Here is an 18,166-nt window from a genome sequence, read left to right as displayed (position 1 = left end):
TCCTAAGCGTCGTGACCATCGCCATGGCTATCTGCCTGATGGTCGTGTTCTTGCTGTTCGCGCAGTGCGATGAGTTCTTTGTAGCCTAACGGCTTGGTGGGCCACTTTCCCTTTTCGGGAACCCAGTCCACCCCGCCCTTCGACCATTGATTACACCGCAGCAACCGCCAGATACTTAAAAGTGTACCTTTAATCGCGCCGTGAACTTCAATTGATTCGAAAGCGTAGGCCGAGCATGTCGGCTGGTACCGACACCGCCTGGGCTGACCTGCGGAAATGCTGCGCTGGTACCAGCGGATGCCGGTTTGCAGCGCGCGAGAGACGCCCTTAGCCACGCGTCACCCCCGCACGTTCGAGTTGCACGACGACGGCCCGGGTCAGCTCCTCGTAGCTCGCCTCCGCCGCGGCGGGTAGCGCGCGCACGACGACGAGCTCCGCGCCGACGTCGAGGTGGTCCCTCATAATATGGCGAAGACGCCGGCGTACCTTGTTTCGTACGACGGCGTTGCCCACCTTCTTACTAACAGTGAAGCCGACCCGAGGGCCGGCTTGCGGTTCGCCCTTCACGACGTGAACGACGACGTATCTGTTTGCGCTGCGTAACCCCGAGCGGAAGGCGAATTGGAAGTCCTCCGGCCTGCGCAGTCGGTTCGCTGCAGAGAGCATTTACGCAGAGAGCTTGGCGCGACCCTTACGGCGACGTGCGGCGAGGACGGCGCGTCCGGCGCGAGTGGACATGCGCTTGCGGAAACCGTGGGTCTTGGCGCGACGACGGTTGTTCGGCTGGAAAGTGCGCTTCGTAGTCATGGGTGACCACCTAAACTAGATCGGATAACGAAAACACTCCATGCGGAGCGCGTGTGCAAAGCACACATGACTTATCGAATTTACTGAAGAATTAGCCGAAAGGTCAAGGAACGCGCGCGGGGCGGTGATGGATATCTCAAGACCCCAAGAATGCCCAGACTGGAGTAATTCCATTTATTAATATCATCCACATTTTTCCTTCCCCTAAAGGTTAAAACTTTCGCGCGTGAACACGCCATTTGGGCCTGTGAATTACAGCAGTGTAATATCCACACGTGTGCACAAGCTTGTGGATAACTAATCTGACTTTCCACATTTTATCCTCTACTATGAAGAGTCCCAGAAAAAATAGTGATCGGAGAAATGATGGACGGCTCACCTGCACGCGATGCATGGACAGCGGCCAGTGAGCTCCTCCGCGCCCAGGGCGACCTCTCCGACTCCCAGGCGGCCTTTGTGCGCCTCGCACACCCTCTCGCCACTGTGGACGACATCTTCATGATCGGAGTTGGCTCCGAGTTTGTAAAAAATTGGATCGCCGAGCACGTGTCCACCATCATGGAAAATCAGCTCTCGGCCATCCTCGGGCGGTCCGTGCGCCTGGTCATCTCCGTGGACCCCTCGCTCACCGAACAGCAAACCACACCGAACCAGCCCGTCCCGCAGTGGCAGGCCCCCGAGCGCCAGCTCCATGTGGTCGACAACGACGCCCCAGCCGATCCCGCAGGTCCGGGCGCAACCGGGATGCCGGCGTCGGGAACCCAACAAGAATCATCGAACCTCCAGGTGGCGCACGGTTTCCCACCCGTGACGGATTTTGAGGGTGCAACTGGCAGCCCGTCGTCGCCGGACCTGTTCGGACCCTCCTCGCGCGACGTCGCTGACAAGCCCGCCGAAGCCGAACCGGTGCATCACATCCCGTCCGGGCTGGGCACAATGCTGCCGCGGATCGAGAAGAATCAGGACCAGTCGATCGCGAACCTCAACCCGCGCTACACGTTTGACAACTTCGTGATTGGCGAGTCAAACCGCTTCGCGCACGCCACCGCCCTCGCGGTCGCGGAGGCGCCGGGTTCCACCTACAACCCCCTGTTCCTCTACTCGGACTCGGGCATGGGCAAAACCCACCTCCTTCACGCGATCGGCAACTACTTCCTCAGCCTCTTCCCCGGATCGCGCGTGCTGTACACGAGCTCAGAAGAATTCACGAACATGTTCATCAACGCCATGATGCGCAAAGAGGGTCACAATTTTAAGAACCTCTTCCGATCGGTGGACATCCTGCTCATCGACGACATCCAGTTCCTCTCCCACAAGGAGGGCACGCTCGAGGAGTTCTTCAATACCTTTAACGCGCTGGCGACTGCGAACAAGCAGATCGTCATCACCTCCGACGTGGCGCCCCGGCTGCTCGACGGCTTCGAGGAGCGCATGATCTCGCGCTTTGCGTCAGGAATCGTGGCGAACATCGACCTGCCGAACCTCGAGACCCGAATCGCGATCCTGGAGAAGAAGGCAGCTTCCGAAAAGCTCATGGTCCCACGCGACGTGCTCGAATTCATTGCCTCGCGCATCACCACGAACGTGCGCGAGATGGAGGGCTCACTGCGGCGCGTGACCGCATTTGCCGGACTTTTCAATATGCCGGTCACGCTCGACGTGGCCGAAAGCGCGCTGAAGGACATGATGAGCGACCCGAGCTCGTTCACCGTGACTGCGGCGCTCATCATGAACCAGGTGGCCTCCTATTTTGGGATCACGGCCGAGGACCTGAAGTCGCCCACGAGGACCCGCTCACTCACCCAGCCACGCCACATCGCGATGTACATGTGCCGGGAAATGACCGACCTGTCGTTGCCGAAGATCGCCGAGTCCTTCAACCGCCGCGACCATACCACTGTGCTCAACGCACTGCGCAAGGTCGAGAGCCTCATGGCGGAAAAGCAGGAGATCTACAACCAGGTCGCCGAGCTGACCTCGCGCATCAAGCAGGCGGCCAAGGAACAGGCCCAGCTATCCGAGAACAGGTAGCTGCGCTCGCCGCTCGCTGTCCACATCATGTGTGATTAACCGAGCCAGTTTCTGCTCGAAACGTGTGGAGAAGTGGCCGAAAACTGCGAGCATATGACACTCAAAAGTGTCCCATCCACACCGGCGCCAAGATAGGCACAGGGTAATCCCACAGATATCCACAGGGATGAAAGCGCGAGGGATCGAGCGAAGATGGACTTATCCACGAAATCCACAAAGGCTACTACATCTACTACCCATGAACTTCCGAAATGACGACCTTGGCCACCGACTGCTCGAACGAATGGGCGCACGCGGGGTCGGATCGCTAAAGTAGGAGCCAGATAATAGAAAGTAGGTTTGACGGTGAAATTTAGCGTCGATCATAAGGAATTTACTGACGCCGTGACCTGGGCATCGCGCACGATCCCCTCCCGGCCGGCCAACGCCGTCCTTGCCGGCATTCACATCGTGGCCGAGGAAGACGGCACGGTCACGATGGGCGCACGCGATTCGGACATTTCCTCGCAAATTACTATCAACACGGCGAACGTGATGGTGCCGGGCGAGGTGCTGGTCAACGGCAAGCTGCTCGCCGAGATCTCGCGCTCCCTGCCCAATCAGCCGATCGAAATCGAGAGGGACGGCGGGAAGTTTGACATTTCCTGCGGCCGCTCGCACTTTACTCTCAAGACCATGGCCGCAGAGGACTACGCCGACCTGCCGGCGATGCCGCCGGTGATCGGCAAGGTGGATGGCGCGGAGTGGGAGAAGGCCGTCTCGCAGGTGACCATCGCTGCCTCGAATGACGACACGCTACCCATGCTCGTTTCCGTGTGCATCGAGATCGAGGGCGACCAGATTTCCCTCATGGCCACCGACCGCTACCGGCTCGCGATCCGCGATTTGGCGTGGGCCCCGGTGCACTCCGACTACTCCACCCGCATCCTCGTGCGCGCCTCGCGCCTGCTCGACGTCGCGAAGGCGCTCGGCACCGTGTCGGACGTGGAGATCTCGCTCCAGGATGAGGGGATGGGCGCGCTCATCGGCTTCTCGGCCGGCAACCGCCAGAACACGATCCAGCTCATCGATGGCGAATACCCGCAGGTCCGCTCGCTGTTCCCCACCGAGGTCAACGGTCACGTCGAGCTCGACCGCCTGGAGATCCTCGACGCGATCAAGCGCTCGCGTCTGGTGACGGAGAAGAATGCGGCCGTGCGCCTGTCATTCTCCGAGGGCGAGGTCATGCTCGAGGCCGGCCAGGGCGACAACGCTCAGGTCTCCGAAGTCCTGCCCGCCACGCTCGAGGGCGAGGACATCAAGATGGCCTTCAACCCGATCTTCCTGCAGGAAGGTTTCGCGGTGATCGACGAGCCGACCGTGCGCCTGTCATTCACCCACCCCACCAAGCCGGCGGTGGTGACCTCCCAGGACAAGGATGGCAACGTGGAGGACGACTTCCGCCTGCTCCTCATGCCGATTCGGACTTTCGGCCAAAACTAGGTGTACATCTCCGATCTGGCCCTCAACGACTTCCGGTCCTACCGCGAGGTCGTGCTCGAGTTCGAGCCCGGAGTGGTGACCTTCGTGGGTGAGAACGGCCAGGGCAAGACGAACCTGGTGGAGGCCATCGGGTACCTGGCCACGTTTTCGTCGCACCGGGTGGCTGCCGACGCCGCGCTCGTGCGGCAGGGCGCGGGCGCCGGGGTCGTGCGCGCTAAGGTGCGGCGCGGGGAGTCGGAGACGATGGTCGAGGTGGAGATTATCACCGGCAAGGCCAACCGCGCCCGGATCAACCGGGGCAACGCCCGCCCGGCGGACCTTTTGGGGATCGTGCGGACCGTGGTGTTCGCCCCGGAGGACTTGAGCCTGGTCAAGGGAGATCCCGCGGATCGGCGCCGATTCCTCGACAACCTCATGATCCAGTTCCGTCCACGTTTGGCCTCGGTCAAGGCCGAGTACGAGCGGGTGCTCCGCCAGCGCGGCGCGCTGCTCAAGGCCCTACAAAAAACGCGGCGGCGTGGCGGGGTGGTCGACGAATCCTCGCTCGAGGTGTGGGACGACCAGCTCGCCCGCTACGGCGCGCAGATCATCGCCGCCCGCGCCGAGATCATCGCTGGCCTGCGCCCGCACGTGGCGAGCTACTACGCCGACGTGTCGGGTGGCAACGACGTCGCCCGCATCGACTACGCCGCTAATCTCGACGAACGCCGGAACTGGGCCCTTCCCACCGCCGCACAGCTCGCGGGAGAGGACGGCACCGAGCTGGCGGACGGCGTCGTGAAACACGAAACGGAGCTGCGGGACGCGGCGGCCGTGGAGGCGAAGCTGCGCGAGACGTTGCGCGAGTGGCACGGGGCGGAGATCGAACGTGGGGTGAACCTGGTGGGGCCGCACCGTGACGAACTTGAGCTTTCACTCGGCACGTTGCCGGCGAAGGGATTCGCGTCGCACGGGGAGTCGTGGTCGTATGCGCTGGCGCTGCGGCTCGGCTCGTGGGCCCTGCTGCGCGGGCACGAGTCCGGGGACTGGGCCGAGCACGAGGAGCCGATCCTTATCCTCGACGACGTCTTCGCCGAACTTGACTCCCGGCGCCGGCTGCGGCTGGCCCAGATCATCGCCAACGCCGAGCAGGTGTTCGTCACCGCCGCCGTGGGAGACGACCTGCCGCCACTCGGCGGGATCCGGTTTGCGGTGACCCGCGGGAAGGCGACGCGGCTCGACGACGGCGGCCGTACTGGCGGCGAAGGCGCGCCGGGCGGCGTCGTGACGGACGCTGACGTGGGACGTGACGTGGACGGTGGCGCGGATACCGTGGGCAGCGATGGATAGGATCGCGCAGGCCAAGCGCGCGGCGGCGGAAAAGTACGGTGACGAGCTGCCTCTCGAGGCACTCGAGCGGGCACGGCTCATGGCCGAGGCCCAGGGCTGGGTGCGTGTGCGGATGGCGGCGCGGATTGAGCGGGAGGCCGAGCAAATCGGGGAGGACGTGGTGGTCCCCATCCCCGGGCAAGACGTTGGTTCCGGCTCGCGGCCCTCGAAGCGGGACCCGAAGCCGCTCGGCATCGTGTTTGACCACCTCGTGAAAACCCGGGGGTGGGGCACACAGCTGGAGATTGGATCGATGGCGGCGCGCTGGCCGGATATCGTCGGGGAGGCAATCGCGAACAACTGCCAGGTGGAGAGCTTCGAGGACGGGGTGCTGACGCTGCGGGCGGGGTCGACGTCGTGGCAGACGCAGATGCGCGCGCTGTCGGCCTTCCTCGACAAGCGGTTGGAGGAGGAGCTGGGCCCCGGCGTCGTGAAAGAGATCGTGGTGGGCGGGCCGTTCGCGCGCTCGTGGAAGCACGGGCGCTACTCGGTGCCAGGGCGCGGACCGCGGGACACCTACGGGTGAAGAGGCGGTTGCCGGGGGACGGCGTCGTCGGAAAGATGTCCACGGGCCACGCTCACGAGTTTCGAACCTCTCTGGGAGGACATGTGGCGAGATTTTGCGTCCAAAACGCGCTATAATTAGTTTTTGGTCTCATGGTGTAGATACCTACCCAAACGGGCCTCAATGCCTTCCAGGCGATCCTAGGGCTTATTTAGAGATGTAGACCACAGGTAGAGGAGTTGCCAAGCGTGGCTGAAAATAATCGGATCGGCGCGGTCTCGGAGGACCAGTCGTACGACGCGTCGAACATCACCGTCCTTGAGGGGCTCGAGGCCGTCCGGAAGCGCCCGGGCATGTACATCGGCTCCACCGGCGAACGCGGCCTGCACCACCTGGTCTACGAAGTGGTTGATAACTCGGTGGACGAGGCGCTCGCCGGCTACTGCGATCACATCGAAATTACCCTGCTGGAGAACGGCGGGTGCCGGGTGGCCGATAACGGCCGCGGTATCCCGGTGGATATTCACCCCACGGAGGGCCTGCCAGCCGTCCAGGTGGTCATGACCGTGCTGCACGCGGGTGGCAAGTTCGGCAACGGCGGCTACGCCGTGTCAGGCGGTCTGCACGGTGTGGGCGTGTCGGTGGTCAACGCGCTGTCGACGCGCATGGATACCAAGGTCCGGCGCGACGGCTACGTCTGGCGGATTTCCTACGAAAACGGCGTGCCCGTGGCGCCCTTGGAGAAGGGTGAGCCCACCACCGAAACCGGCACCACGCAGACTTTCTGGCCCAACGGCGACATCTTCGAAACCACCACGTTCGACTTCGAGACCCTGCGCCACCGCCTGCAGCAGATGGCGTTCCTCAACAAGGGCCTGCGCATCACCCTGATCGACGAGCGGCCGCAGGCCGTTCCGGAGGGCGAGGAGGTCGTGGGCACGGAGGACTCGCTCGCGGCGGAGGAGCGCCCGCACCTCGAGGTCTCCTACCATTACGACGGCGGCCTGCTCGACTACGTGCGCCACATCGTCAAGACCAAGAAGGTCGAACCCGTTCACACCGACCCGATCTACTTCGAGTCTGAGGACGAGGAGAAGAAGATCTCGGTGGAGGTGGCCATGCAGTGGACCGCGTCGTATTCCGAGACCCTCCACACCTTCGCTAACACGATCAACACCACCGAAGGCGGCACGCACGAGGAGGGATTCCGCACGGCGCTGACCTCGGTGATCAACAAGTACGCGCGTGACAAGGGCCTGCTCAAGGAGAAGGACCCGAACCTCTCGGGCGATGACATCCGCGAGGGCCTTGCCGTCGTCATCTCCGTCAAGCTTGGCGAGCCGCAGTTCGAGGGCCAGACGAAGACGAAGTTGGGCAACACGGAAGCCCGCACCTTCGTCCAGCAGCAGACGTACGCCCACATCTCCGACTGGTTGGACATGAACCCGTCGGAGGCGAAGGAAGTCATCCGCAAGGCCACGCAGGCCTACCAGGCGCGCATCGCAGCGCGGAAGGCGCGCGAGGCGACGCGTCGCAAGTCGGTGCTGGAGTCGGCGTCGATGCCGGGCAAGCTCAAGGACTGCACGTCGCGTAACCCCGAAGAGTGCGAAATCTTCATTGTGGAGGGTGATTCGGCGGGCGGCTCGGCCGTCAACGGCCGCGACCCTCGCCACCAGGCGATCATGCCAATCCGCGGCAAGATCCTCAACGTGGAAAAGGCGCGGCTCGACCGGGCGCTCAGCTCCGACTCGATCCAGAACCTCATCACCGCGTTCGGCACGGGCGTGGGCGAGGAGTTCGACATCGACAAGCTGCGTTACCACAAGATCGTCTTTATGGCCGACGCCGACGTGGACGGCCAGCACATCGCCACCCTGCTGCTCACCCTCGTCTACCGCTACATGCGCCCGCTCATCGAGGCCGGCTACATCTACCTGGCGATGCCGCCGCTGTACCGTATCAAGTGGACGAATGCCACGCACCAGTATGTGTTTTCCGACGCCGAACGCGACGCGGTGCTGAAGGAAGGCATGGCCGCCGGCAAGAAGCTACCCAAGGCCGAGGGCCAGGGCATTCAGCGCTATAAGGGCCTGGGCGAGATGAATGATTCGGAGCTGTGGGACACCACGATGAATCCCGAAACCCGCACGCTCAAGCGGGTCAACATCGGGGAGGCCGCCGCCACGGACGAGGCCTTCTCTATCCTCATGGGTGAGGACGTGGGTTCGCGCCGTAGCTTCATCCAGCGCAACGCCCGTGACGTGCGATTCCTCGACATCTAAGGATTAATCGTGAGTGAGAATACTGTGAACTTTGAACACGGCAGCATCAAGGATGTCGACCTCCAGCGCGAGATGGAGACCTCCTACCTTGACTACGCCATGTCGGTCATTGTGGGGCGCGCCCTGCCCGATGTGCGCGACGGCATGAAACCCGTCCACCGCCGCGTCATCTACGCGATGTGGGATGGCGGCTACCGGCCCGATTCGGCGTTCTCGAAGTCGGTGAAGATCGTCGGCGACGTCATGGGTCACTACCACCCGCACGGTGACGCCGCCATCTACGACACGATGGTCCGCATGGTCCAGCCGTGGAACCTGCGCTACCCGCTGGTGGCCGGCCAGGGTAACTTCGGTACCGCGGGTGACTTGGGTGCGGCCGCGCCGAGGTACACCGAGGCGCGGATGGCTCCCCTGGCTGTCGAGATGGTCCGCGATATCAACGAGGACACGGTCGATTTCCAGCCCAACTTCGACGGTTCCGTCCAAGAGCCCGTGGTGCTGACCTCCCGCATCCCGAACCTGTTGATCAACGGTTCGGAGGGCATCGCGGTGGGCATGGCAACCTCGATCCCGCCGCACAACCTGCGCGAGATCGCCGCGGGAGCCCAGTGGTACCTCGAGCACCCGGACGCCACGCGCGACGAGCTGCTCGCCAACCTCATGATGCGTATCTCCGGCCCCGACTTCCCCACCGGCGCCACGATCCTGGGCACCAAGGGCATCGAGGATATGTACCGCACAGGCCGCGGCACGATCACCCAGCGCGCGAAGGTGGAGATTGACGAGGTCAACGGCCGCACGTCGCTCGTCATCTCCGACCTGCCCTACCAGGTCAACCCCGACCGCCTGCTTGACCGCATGGTGGAGGGCGTCAAGGACGGGCGGCTGTCCGGCATCGCCGACATCCGCGACGAGTCCTCGGGCCGCGCGGGCCAGCGCATCGTGGTCGTGCTCAAGCGGGACGCCGTGCCGAAGGTGGTGCTCAACAACCTCTACAAGCACACCCAGCTGCAGAACAACTTCTCGGCCAACATGCTCGCGCTGGTCGACGGCGTGCCGCGCACCCTCTCGCTTGACGGATTCATCCACTACTGGGTGCAGCACCAGGTAGAGGTCATCAGCCGACGCACCGCCTATCGCCTGCGCAAGGCCGAAGAGCGCCTCATGATCCTCGAGGGCCTGGTCAAGGCGCTCGACATGCTGGACGAGGTCATTGCCCTCATCCGGCGTTCGCCCACGGTGGAGGAGGCCCGCACCGGGCTCATCGAACTGCTCGCGATCAACGAGATCCAGGCCGACCATATCCTCGCCATGCAGCTGCGACGCCTGGCCGCCCTCGAGCGGCAGAAGATCGTCGAGGAGCGGGACGAGAAGCTCGACCTGTGCGAGGACTACCGCGACATCCTGGCCAAGCCCGCCCGCCAGCGCGCGATCATCTCCGAGGAACTGAACGAGGTGGTGGACCGCTACGGCGACGACCGCCGCACCATCATCCTCCCCTTCGACGGCGAAATGACCGTGGAGGACCTCATCCCCGAGGAAGAGATAGTGGTGACCGTGACCCGCTCGGGCTTCATCAAGCGCACCAAGGTCTCCGAGTACCGCGCCCAGCGCCGCGGCGGCAAGGGCGTCAAGGGGACGACGCTGCGCAGTGACGACGTCGTGGAGCACATGGGGATCGCCTCAACACATGATTGGCACCTGTTCTTCACGAACCTCGGCCGGGTCTACCGGGTCAAGGGATACGAGATCCCCGAGGGCTCGCGCGAATCGAAGGGCCAGCACGTGGCGAACGTGCTCGCGTTGCAGCCGGGCGAAGAGATCGCCTCCGCCTTCACGCTGCGCACCTACGACCAAGCCGACTACCTGGTGCTCGCCACAGAGGACGGCATGGTGAAGAAGACCAAGCTGGCCGACTACGACTCGGCCCGCACCGGCGGCCTCATCGCCATCAACCTGCGCGAACACGTGGACGGCTCCACCGACCAGGTGGTCTCCGCCCAGCTCATCAACGAAGGCGACGAGCTCATCCTCGTGTCCCGCCAGGGTCAGTCGCTACGCTTCACAGCCGACGACTCCTCGCTCCGGCCCATGGGCCGCGCCACTGCGGGCGTGCGCGGCATGAAGTTCCGCGACGGCGACTCGCTGCTCGCCATGGAAGTGGTGCGCGAGGACTCGGAAGTCTTCGTCATCACCGACGGCGGCTTCGCCAAGCGCACCAGCGAAGACCAGTACAGGCCCCAGAACCGCGGCGGCCTCGGCATCCGTGTGGCCAAGGTGGCTGAAAACCGCGGCGAGCTGGTGGGCGCGCTCATCACCAAGCCCGGGGACGAGGTCGTGGTGATCATGGAGGGCGGCAAGGTGGTCCGCTCGCGCGTGGACGAAGTCAACCTCACCGGACGCAACACCCAGGGCGTGCGTTTCGTCCGCCCCGATAGCGGCGACCGCGTGCTCGCGATGGCGCCCGTCTTCGAGTCGGACAGCGTTGACAGCGCTGACAGCTCGGATTCCGCCGATTCCGCGGACACTGTCGCCTTGGGCGAGACGGTCGGATCCGGCGACTCGGTCGCAGCCGATGAGGACGTGGCCGCGCCTGTGGACGCGGGCGGGGCAACGGCGTCGTCGGACCAGATCGACAATCAGCCCCAAGAAGGGTGAGCGGGCGCGCAAAAAGCGGTAGCGTCATACCAGTAGCAACATCAACGACGGAGATCTCTCATGACCGAGACCACGCATACCCCCGATAGCGTCGACGCGGCGGAGGAGCGGCTGGACGTTGGCATCAGCCGCGTCCGCATGACTATCTCGCGCATCGACCCGCTGTCAGCGCTCAAGCTGTCCTTCCTCGTGTCGGTGGGTGTGGGCATCATGATCGTCATCGCCGCGATCCTCCTGTGGTTCACGCTTGACGCCATGCACGTGTGGGCGCGTATCGACGAGCTGCTCGTGACGCTGAACTCGGCGCCGCTGCTCGAGCTGGGTCAGTTCATGCAGTTCGGGCGCGTCGTCTCGTTCGCCGTGGTGGTGGGCGTTATTGAGGTCGTGCTCATGACCCTGTTCGGCACGGTCATGGCACTGCTCTACAACGTGGTGGCTATGCTGGTCGGCGGGCTCGGAATCACTGTCACTGACGAGTAGCCCGGGTGGCTCGCTCGCGGGCGGCTCGGTGGGCCGGCCAGCGGTTGGCGGACGCGGCGGCAGAAATGTGACGTCGAGCGCTCAGGTCATATCCGGTTTGGAGAAGTGCGGGAGAATGAGTTAACCTAATTCGGCATCCGTTAGGAACGGGGCGTATAGCTCAGTCGGTTAGAGCGCCACACTGATAATGTGGAGGTCCGTGGTTCGAGTCCACGTACGCCCACTCGTTAATCGAGGAAGGTCACGATGAAGAGGTTTGCTCTGGTATGTTTGGCCGGCCTGGGAGGATACATCGTGTTCCTCCAGGTTCAGAAGAACATGCAGCGTCAAGCCACGTGGCAGCAAGTGACCGACCCGGTTGATCTTTAAGGGGCCTTGGCGCAATTGGTAGCGCACCTGCTTTGCAAGCAGGGGGTTACGGGTTCGAGTCCCGTAGGCTCCACAAATGAATTCCGCTAAATATCAACGAAAAGCCACCATCATCGTTTTTCGGATATCGAGTTGGATACCCATGGAAACGGCGTCTCGGTAATTGAAGGCGTCCACGCACTAAGCACGACAAACCCAGGATCCCGGGCCATTCAGCGCGGCCGAAACATCTGGGGGCGGGGTGCGTATCGCACCCCGCCCCCAACAGATAGGCTGTGTCTCAATCCCCGTCAGCGGCTAGCTGACCGGAATCTGGCTCGGACTAGTCTTCCTTGTCCTCGTCGATGAGGCCCGCTGCCTCAGCGGCCTCCTCCTCGCGAGTCTTGGCCACCTTCTCCTTCAGCTCCTCTTCCTTGAGCTCCGCCTCCGAGACCTCCTCCTGGATGACCTCATGAGCGGCGGCCTGCTCCTCGACCTTATCCTTCGCAGGGGTCTCGGAATCCTCCGGCTTGGCAGCCGACTCATCCGTGGGCACCGAGACGTCCTCCCAGTAGGCTTCGGCCCACGGGTCCTGCACCGGCTTCGAGCGCGCCCACGCCACGTACGCTGCAACGGCGCCCGCGCCAGCAACGGCCAGGAAGCCAACCCACTTGCGCAGGCCACGCTTCTTCTCCGGCTTGGCCAGCTCCTTCTTCGACGCCGCGACCACAGCGTTCGCGCGCGTGGCCAGGTCGCCAGAACCGGACTTTGCCTCTTCGAGGGCGGCGTGAGCAGCACGCTTGGCACGCGGCAGGTAGTCCTCCCGCACCAGCGCCGACGTCTCCTCATACCGGCTGGTCGCATCGGCGACGAGCGGGCGGGCCTTCTCCGCGGCGTCGTGAGCGGCGTCGTTAGCCTTGTCGTAAGCGTCCTTGACGTAGGGCGCGGCCTTCTCGTACGCGTCATGGGCGGCGTCGTTAGCCTTGTCGTAAGCGTCCTTGACGTAGGGCGCGGCCTTCCCGTACGCGTCGGCGGCAAGCGGCTCCGCCCAATTGACCGCGGCTCGCACCGAATCCTTCACGAGGGAGCCAAGCTGGCTACCAACCTCTGCCGCACGCTCGGCCAGCGGCTCGACCTGGTCGGCCACCTTCTCCTTCGTGCTCTTCTTCTTGAACAAAGACATGTTTACCTCCACTGCTGGACGGCGTTGTGCCGCGCGTAACCCTTATCTTTCCACGTAGAGCTCCGTTTCGCAGGACGCTAGCCGAATTACCTCGGCAAACAGGGCCCCTTTTCGTTGACAGAGTAAATTTCGCCGATAGCGGTGTACCCAAATGAATGCGTGGAGAAAACCGGCCCGACCTGCGCGGGTGTGGGAGGATTAGCCCTATGGAAGCAACACTGCATACAAATTACGGAGACATCAAGATTGACCTCTACCCGGAGCACGCTCCGGAGACGGTCGCGAACTTCACCGAGCTTGCCACCGGCAAGCGCGAGTGGCTCAACCCCCGCACGGGCGAACCCACCACTGACCCGCTGTACGACGGCGTCATTTTTCACCGCGTCATCGCCGGCTTCATGATCCAGGGCGGCGACCCGCTCGGCACCGGCACCGGCGGCCCGGGCTACCGTTTCGACGACGAAATCGCCCCCGAGCTCAACTTCACCGAACCCTACGTGCTCGCCATGGCCAATGCCGGCAAGCAGGGCGGCCGCGGCACGAACGGCTCGCAGTTCTTCATCACGGTTGCCCCCACCACGTGGCTGCAGGGCAAGCACACCATCTTCGGCAAGGTCAACGACGCCGACTCGCAGGCTGTCGTCGACTCCATCGCCGCCGTTGAGACCGGCCCGATGGACCGCCCGGTGGAGGACGTGGTCATTAACTCGGTGACGGTCGCCGACTAGCAGATGTACGACGCCGAAAGGTCCGGGATGTCGGACCACAATCGCGAAATTCCCGGTTTCCGGAGGCGGATGGCCGTTCGGCGTCGTAATCCTGCCCCTGCCACGACCGTGCTCATCGTGGCGTGTGGGATCATGGCTCTTGTGGAGCGGCTGCAACCCCAGGTGGGGGTGGAGCTCATGTTCTACCCTCCGCTCGCACAGGTGCAGCCGTACCGTTTCATTACGTCCGCCTTCCTCCACAGCGGCTTTTGGCATTTGGTGCTCAACATGTATGCCCTGTGGCTGCTCGGGCGGGTGCTCGAGCCGGCGCTCGGCAGGGTGAGGTACCTGGCGCTCTACTTCTTGTCCGCGATCGCGGGTAACGCCGCGGTGTATGGGGTGGCGAACTTGACCGGAGGGTGGAACGTGGGCGCGGTGGGTGCGTCCGGCGCGATCTTCGGGTTGTTTGGCGCGCTCGTCATTCTCTCGCGCAAGGTGGATGCGAACATATCGGGAATCTTCACGATCCTGGGCGTTAACCTCGTCTACAGCTTTGTGGTTCCAGGGATCTCGTGGGAGTCGCACGTGGGCGGGCTGATCGTGGGCGCGCTGCTGACCTGGGCGTGGATATCCATCCGCGAGAGCTTCCCGGCGAGGCGTAAGCGCACTGTTCTTGAGGTCGCCGCCGGCCTGCTGGTGCCGGTGCTGACGGCCCTCGTTCTGTGGATTTAGCGGCAACGAGGCCGCGTTACCTCCCCTGCATTTTTAGCCTCATCTATCCCCAGGTGTGGTTTACCCTGTGGAGAATTACATGAGTGTAATTCGAGTTGTCCTCAGCTGTGGCTTGGCCTGTGGAGAATTACATGAATGTTATTTAGGCGGGCGTGAAGCTAACTCGTGAATCTGAAAGGTTCCGTGCTGAAAACCGAGCTTTGTGGGCCCAGACTTACCAGTTAGTAACACCCGACGCCTGCGCCGGGCTGGGCGGTCAGTGAGCGCGCTACTTCCAGCCCATCGTCATGAGGAAGCCCACCAGCATGAAGCCGATGCCCACGAAGATGTTGATGTTACCGTTCGACAGACCGGGGATCGGGAAGCGACCGCCGGTGATGTAGGCGATGACGATGATGATCAGGCCGAGCACGGCGAGGCCGACCATGACGGGAACCCACCAGCGCGGGGACTGTTCGGGGGCCGCGGCCTTGCGGTTCTCCTGGGCGTGCTGCTGGGCAATCCTGCGCTCAACGACCTTCTTGCGCTTCTTCGATTCGGGCATCGCTCATCCTTCTATGCGGAACGTACCCCCAAATCCTATACGGATAAAAGGAAAAACGGGAATCATCCACAGGGTTAGTTTTCGCATCTGGGGAAGGTGGGAGGGATGAAATACACTATGCTTGAGCCAGTCAATTCGAGGAGATGATATGAAGGCGGACCAAGCACGGCGTAAACCATCCCTGTTCGGCCGTATCCTTGGTGTCATTGGGGAACTGATGATCACTGCTGGGCTCGTCATTGGGCTGTTCATTGTGTGGCAGATCTGGTGGACGGATATTGAAGCGAACCGTGAGCAGCAGGCCGCGATTGTCACGTTGCGTCAGGAGTACGGCGAGGTTGCTGACGACGGGATTGCGGAGCCGCAGCCGGGCCCGCCGCCGGAGTGGTCGGGGCCCATGGGTGTGGGTGAGACGATCGGCATCATGCGTATCCCGGCATTTGGCTACGAGTATGCTTACACGATCCAGAACGGCACGGACTTGACCACGGTGCTCGATAAGGGTTCGTTCGGCAGGTATACGGATACGGCGTTCCCGGGTGAGGTGGGTAATTTCTCGACGGCGGCCCACCGGCAGACGTACGGCGCGCCGATGATGAACGTGCAGAACTTGAAGGAGGGCGATGCCGTGGTGGTGGAGACCGCGGACGCCTTCTACGTATACAAGATCATCGCGGATGAGATCGTGTCGCCCACGGACGTGTGGACGATCGCGCCGGACCCGTTCATGGCACTTGATTCGCTGAAGAATGGCACGCCGGTGTCGGAGGCCACGCGCCGCCTGCTGACGATCACCACGTGCCACCCGCCTTTCGTGTCGAATGAACGCTGGATTGTCCACGCCGAGTTCGATTACTGGACGAAGCGTGAGGATGGCCTGCCGAAGGAGCTTGTTGACCCGGCGACCACCGCGGTGGAAGGAGCGAACTAATGTACGGAGCGATTTGGCGCATGCTTCCGGGCCCGACATGGCTGAAGGTCCTGGAGGCCCTTGCCCTGATCTTTGGCGTGGTCTACCTGCTGTTTGAGTATGCCTACCCGTGGGTCATGGAAAACACTCACTTGGTGGATAACACGGTCGGCGAGTGACCCCGGCGGGGTCCGCCTCGCCCAGTTTCACGCCAAGAAAGTAGCGCGGCCAAGCTTTGCTTGGCCGCGCTGATTCCTATTTGCTCGATTCGTCCGTCGGTGCCGGATCAGTGGGTTGCTCACCCGGATCCTGACTCGGTTGCTCGCTTGGCTCCGTGGTGGGGGGCGCCACAATCTCCTTGGCGATCACCAGTTCGACGCGCTGGTTGTATGGTACCTTCCCGGCGGCCGGGTTCATGGATAGCACGGTGCCGGGCTCGGCCTGGTCGGTTTCCACCTCGGAGATCGAGATCGACTGAATCCGCAGGTCGTTGGCGAGGAGGGCTTCGGCGTCGTCGATGTTCATCCCGCGCACATCCGTCAGCACCACGTCACCGGACGCGACCACCAGGTTGACCTGGCTACCGCGCTTGACGGTGTTGCCGGCCTCGGGCGAGGTGGCGGACACTGTGTCCTTCGCCAGCCCGGGCACGTCCTCGATGTCGACCCGCCCCACCCGCAGGCCTGCGTTCTCTAGGATCTCCTTCGCCTGGTCCTGGGTGTAGACGCCGTTGGCGACGTCGGGAACCTTCACCGAGCCGACGCCGGAGGAGAAGTGGACGGTGACCGTGTCGCCCTCGTTGACCGTGCCGGCGATCGGCGGGTTGGAGGAGACGTAGATCCCCTCGGGGATCTTGTCATCCTCGACCGGGTCGCCCACGTTGAGCACGAGGTTGCGCTCCTCGAGCGCGGCCCGCACCTGGCTTTCGTTCATGCCGGTCAGATCCGGCACGGTGGTCTGCGCGACCGTGGCGGTCGGCTCCTCGGGGGCGCGGTTGGCGTTGTAGATCGCGTACCCGATTCCGGACATGGCGAGGATGGTCAAAATAATGCCGAGCACGATGAAAAGCGTGTTCCGCGAGCGCTCCTCGGCGGGCGGGATCGAGGTCTGCGTGGACGTCTTCGTCACCTGCGACGGCGGCACGGACGCGACCTGCGTGGGCGGCGTTGAGACCTGCGTGGGCGGCGTCGAAACCTGCGTGGGTGCGGACATCACCTGGGTCTGCCACGAGCCGACGGCCGGAGCACTCACCTCCCCGCCACGGATGGCGGACAGGAGGTCGGCCCGCATGTCGGCCGCGCTCTGGTAGCGGTCCTCGCGGCGCTTGGCCAGCGACTTCGTCACCACCCTGTCGAGCGACTCGGGGATGTCCGGCGCGATCGACGTGGGCGCCGGCGGTTGCTGGGACACGTGCTGGTAGGCGACCGCCACCGCGGAGTCCCCACGGAACGGCGGTTGACCGGTGAGCAGCTCGAACAGGACGCAGCCGGTGGAGTACAGGTCAGATCGGGCGTCGACAACCTCGCCACGCGCCTGCTCCGGCGACAGGTACTGGGCGGTGCCCACCACCGAGTTTGTCTGCGTCATCGTGGCCGACGAATCGGCCACGGCCCGCGCGATGCCGAAGTCCATCACCTTGACCTTGCCGTCCGGGGTCAACATGATGTTGCCCGGCTTGATGTCGCGGTGAACGATGCCCTCCCGGTGCGAGTACTCGAGCGCCGACAGGATCCCGACGACAATCTGCACCGCCTCGTCAATAGGCAGGGCGTCCCCGTTGCTCAGCAGCTGGGAGACGGTGCGGCCCTTGACGTACTCCATGACGATGTAGGGAAGCGAGAGGGTGCGACCGGATTCGGAAATGACGGTCTCTTCGCCCGTGTCATACACGGCCACGATCGAGGGATGGTTGAGGGCGGCGGCGGACTGCGCCTCGCGCCGGAAGCGCGCGATGAAGGTGGGATCCTGGGCGTGGTCGGTGCGCAACACCTTGATGGCGACCGTGCGCGAAAGCCGCGTGTCGTAGCCCAAGTGCACCTGAGCCATGCCTCCGCGGCCGATCAGGTCGCCGACCTCATAGCGGTCGCCGAGGATACGGGGTACGTCAGCCATGCCGAACTTTCCTTTCC

Annotated in this window: 18 protein-coding genes and 2 tRNA genes; 14 read left to right on the top strand and 6 right to left on the bottom strand. The window is 63.5% G+C overall.

Going from position 1 to position 18,166, the window contains the following annotated elements; translation table 11 throughout:
• Nucleotides 1-2 precede the first annotated feature (2 nt).
• From yidD to rpmH, 3 genes are read right to left on the bottom strand one after another with little or no spacing between them, the layout of a single operon-like run.
• Complete coding sequence (yidD, locus tag AQZ59_RS09060; protein ID WP_082661098.1) at nt 3-335, bottom strand: membrane protein insertion efficiency factor YidD; 333 nt, start codon at nt 333-335, stop codon at nt 3-5.
• Complete coding sequence (gene rnpA / locus AQZ59_RS02535) at nt 328-666, bottom strand: ribonuclease P protein component (protein WP_062612863.1); 339 nt, start codon at nt 664-666, stop codon at nt 328-330. The genes yidD and rnpA overlap by 8 nt, the downstream gene beginning before the upstream one ends.
• Entirely contained in the window at nt 667-807 is a 141-nt protein-coding gene (gene rpmH, locus AQZ59_RS02530) for a 50S ribosomal protein L34 (protein WP_024963111.1), read from the bottom strand.
• A 351-nt stretch (nt 808-1,158) separates the two neighbouring features.
• Here rpmH and dnaA point away from each other — a divergent pair, with 351 nt between their 5' ends.
• The 10 genes from dnaA (at nt 1,159) to AQZ59_RS02485 (ending at nt 12,055) form a co-directional block, all read left to right on the top strand.
• Complete coding sequence (gene dnaA, locus AQZ59_RS02525; RefSeq protein WP_330218609.1) at nt 1,159-2,838, top strand: chromosomal replication initiator protein DnaA; 1,680 nt, start codon at nt 1,159-1,161, stop codon at nt 2,836-2,838.
• A 345-nt stretch (nt 2,839-3,183) separates the two neighbouring features.
• Complete coding sequence (dnaN, locus tag AQZ59_RS02520; RefSeq protein ID WP_062613149.1) at nt 3,184-4,320, top strand: DNA polymerase III subunit beta; 1,137 nt, start codon at nt 3,184-3,186, stop codon at nt 4,318-4,320.
• Nucleotides 4,321-5,649, top strand: coding sequence for a DNA replication/repair protein RecF (gene recF / locus AQZ59_RS02515; RefSeq protein WP_062612859.1), 1,329 nt, complete (start codon nt 4,321-4,323; stop codon nt 5,647-5,649). It abuts the gene before it with no gap.
• Nucleotides 5,642-6,214 (top strand): DciA family protein, encoded by a 573-nt coding sequence (locus AQZ59_RS02510; RefSeq protein WP_062612857.1) that lies wholly within the window; start codon nt 5,642-5,644, stop codon nt 6,212-6,214. Before recF ends, AQZ59_RS02510 begins: the two co-directional genes overlap by 8 nt.
• A gap of 227 nt (nt 6,215-6,441) precedes the next feature.
• Nucleotides 6,442-8,475, top strand: a complete 2,034-nt coding sequence (gene gyrB, locus AQZ59_RS02505) for a DNA topoisomerase (ATP-hydrolyzing) subunit B (protein WP_062612855.1) — start codon at nt 6,442-6,444, stop codon at nt 8,473-8,475.
• Between the two features lie 6 nt (nt 8,476-8,481).
• A complete protein-coding gene (gyrA, locus tag AQZ59_RS02500) occupies nt 8,482-11,133 on the top strand; it encodes a DNA gyrase subunit A (RefSeq protein ID WP_413788359.1) in 2,652 nt (883 codons plus the stop codon).
• A 60-nt stretch (nt 11,134-11,193) separates the two neighbouring features.
• Nucleotides 11,194-11,613 carry a DUF3566 domain-containing protein gene (locus tag AQZ59_RS02495; RefSeq protein WP_062612853.1) on the top strand — a complete coding sequence of 140 codons (420 nt, stop codon included), beginning with the start codon at nt 11,194-11,196 and terminating at the stop codon, nt 11,611-11,613.
• A 149-nt stretch (nt 11,614-11,762) separates the two neighbouring features.
• Nucleotides 11,763-11,836 (top strand) — tRNA-Ile (locus tag AQZ59_RS02490).
• Nucleotides 11,837-11,859: 23 nt separating this feature from the next.
• The gene (locus AQZ59_RS09725; RefSeq protein WP_210382915.1) at nt 11,860-11,982 is read left to right on the top strand and encodes a DLW-39 family protein; all 123 of its coding nucleotides are present in this window, start codon (nt 11,860-11,862) and stop codon (nt 11,980-11,982) included.
• Nucleotides 11,983-12,055: transfer RNA gene (locus AQZ59_RS02485), tRNA-Ala, on the top strand.
• A 249-nt stretch (nt 12,056-12,304) separates the two neighbouring features.
• On the opposite strand, the gene AQZ59_RS02480 is transcribed toward AQZ59_RS02485, so the two are convergent.
• A complete protein-coding gene (locus AQZ59_RS02480; protein ID WP_062612851.1) occupies nt 12,305-13,144 on the bottom strand; it encodes a hypothetical protein in 840 nt (279 codons plus the stop codon).
• Between the two features lie 206 nt (nt 13,145-13,350).
• On the opposite strand from AQZ59_RS02480, the gene AQZ59_RS02475 reads away from it, so the two are divergent.
• The gene (locus AQZ59_RS02475) at nt 13,351-13,872 is read left to right on the top strand and encodes a peptidylprolyl isomerase (RefSeq protein WP_062612849.1); all 522 of its coding nucleotides are present in this window, start codon (nt 13,351-13,353) and stop codon (nt 13,870-13,872) included.
• A 69-nt stretch (nt 13,873-13,941) separates the two neighbouring features.
• A complete protein-coding gene (locus AQZ59_RS02470) occupies nt 13,942-14,583 on the top strand; it encodes a rhomboid family intramembrane serine protease (protein WP_070808044.1) in 642 nt (213 codons plus the stop codon).
• 268 nt (nt 14,584-14,851) lie between these two features.
• On the opposite strand, the gene AQZ59_RS02465 is transcribed toward AQZ59_RS02470, so the two are convergent.
• Complete coding sequence (locus AQZ59_RS02465) at nt 14,852-15,127, bottom strand: cell division protein CrgA (protein ID WP_062612846.1); 276 nt, start codon at nt 15,125-15,127, stop codon at nt 14,852-14,854.
• A 148-nt stretch (nt 15,128-15,275) separates the two neighbouring features.
• Between AQZ59_RS02465 and AQZ59_RS02460 the strand changes: the two genes are divergently transcribed.
• Together AQZ59_RS02460 and AQZ59_RS09625 are read left to right on the top strand one after the other, a co-directional pair.
• On the top strand, nt 15,276-16,058 hold the full coding sequence (locus AQZ59_RS02460; RefSeq protein WP_062612844.1) for a class E sortase: 783 nt from the start codon (nt 15,276-15,278) through the stop codon (nt 16,056-16,058).
• Nucleotides 16,058-16,216 carry a hypothetical protein gene (locus tag AQZ59_RS09625; RefSeq protein ID WP_162839026.1) on the top strand — a complete coding sequence of 53 codons (159 nt, stop codon included), beginning with the start codon at nt 16,058-16,060 and terminating at the stop codon, nt 16,214-16,216. The genes AQZ59_RS02460 and AQZ59_RS09625 overlap by 1 nt, the downstream gene beginning before the upstream one ends.
• A 76-nt stretch (nt 16,217-16,292) precedes the next feature.
• Here the strand turns inward: AQZ59_RS09625 and pknB are convergent, their stop codons facing one another.
• Nucleotides 16,293-18,149, bottom strand: coding sequence for a Stk1 family PASTA domain-containing Ser/Thr kinase (gene pknB, locus AQZ59_RS02455; RefSeq protein WP_062612842.1), 1,857 nt, complete (start codon nt 18,147-18,149; stop codon nt 16,293-16,295).
• Nucleotides 18,150-18,166 lie beyond the last annotated feature (17 nt).

The sequence above is a fragment of the Trueperella bernardiae genome (assembly GCF_001469025.1).
Classification (GTDB): Bacteria; Actinomycetota; Actinomycetes; order Actinomycetales; family Actinomycetaceae; genus Trueperella; species Trueperella bernardiae.
The sequence above is the reverse complement of the archived record's forward strand: the minus strand, read 5'-3'. Positions and strand labels throughout refer to the sequence as shown.